Origin of the sequence: Streptomyces sp. NPDC057638, from assembly GCF_042800315.1 — a bacterium.
Taxonomy (GTDB): domain Bacteria; phylum Actinomycetota; class Actinomycetes; order Streptomycetales; family Streptomycetaceae; genus Streptomyces.
On sequence record NZ_JBHVHF010000618.1, the window covers coordinates 1 to 1,135 of the forward strand.

General features: G+C 76.9%; 1 protein-coding gene. It reads right to left on the reverse strand.

Annotation, left to right across the window (positions count from 1 at the left end; genetic code table 11):
• Positions 1–976: SGNH/GDSL hydrolase family protein (locus ACFVIM_RS35255; protein ID WP_384310488.1), on the reverse strand; the 976-nt coding region annotated here is incomplete at its 3' end.
• Between the last annotated feature and the right edge of the window lie 159 nt (positions 977–1,135).

Consider the following 1,135-nt stretch of genomic DNA (forward strand, 5'->3'; position numbering starts at 1 on the left):
GGGGACCCCCAGCGTTGTCGGAATCGCCCGAGTACACCCAGTACGAGGACGACCGCCCCCTGGCTTCGCCGGGGGGACCCCCACCGCCTTGCGATGCGTCCCCTCGGCCCCAGCGGGCCTGGGGAGACCCCATGCATCTGACGCCGCGGGCTGATCCTCGAAGACCACCCGGACAGGACCTAGGTCCGTAGGCGCTGTCGTCGAGGAGCCGGTTCCCGGCGATCCCGGCGTTGAGGACGCCGAGATGACGGTGGCCGAGCCGGGCCGCGAGCCGGTCGGGCCAGCGGCGGTTGGCGCCGGCGGTGGAGCCGGAGCCGTCGGTGATGGAGTCGCCGAGGGCCACGACGCTGCCCCGGGCGAGCGGGCTGAGGACGTCCACACCGCTGAGGTAGTGCCAGGAGCCGGTGGTGGCGGTGTACGCGGTGCCGGTGGCGGCGGTGGTGTGGTCGCCACCGGGCGCCAGGAAACTGGTCTGACGGGCGGACCGGTGCTGGGTCGCGGCGCCCTGGGTACCGGGGGTGTACAGCGAGACCAGCAGATGGGCGTCGGCGGGCACCCGCAGGTCCACGGGGTCGGAGACCAGGTCCCGCCCCACGGGCACGGTGACCGCGCCCGCGCCCCGGAACGTCACCCGCCGCATCGTCCCCGCGGCCGCCTCGGGGCGCTGCGGGCCTGGCGCCTGGAGCGCCAGGGTGACCGCGCCGAGCCGCAGCGGCCGGGTGCCGAACCGGTTGGTGACGGTGATCCGGGCCGCGTACCCGCCGACGCTGGTGTGCACGACATTACGGATGGAGGTGTCGGCCAGCGGGGGGACGGCGTGCGAGGGCGCCGCGCCCCAGGTGCCCGTCCAGGCCCGCCCGGCGGCGGCGCGGTGAGCGGGCCCGGTGTCCGCCGCGCGGGAGAGCGGATGCGCGGCGAGGGTGAGGGCCACCCCCGCGACCAGCGGGGGGAGCAGTCGTCGGCTGACGAGGGCCATACGGGTCCGCCTCTGCGTCCGGGGCCGTGCGCGACGGCCGGGTGACGGGGTCGCCTTCCGGGCCCGACCGCGGCGCGGACGCCCGTCACTGCCCCGAGGGCAGGCTCCCACCACCGGCCGGAACCCGCCCCTCGACGGACCGCCCCGCAGCCCCCGTTC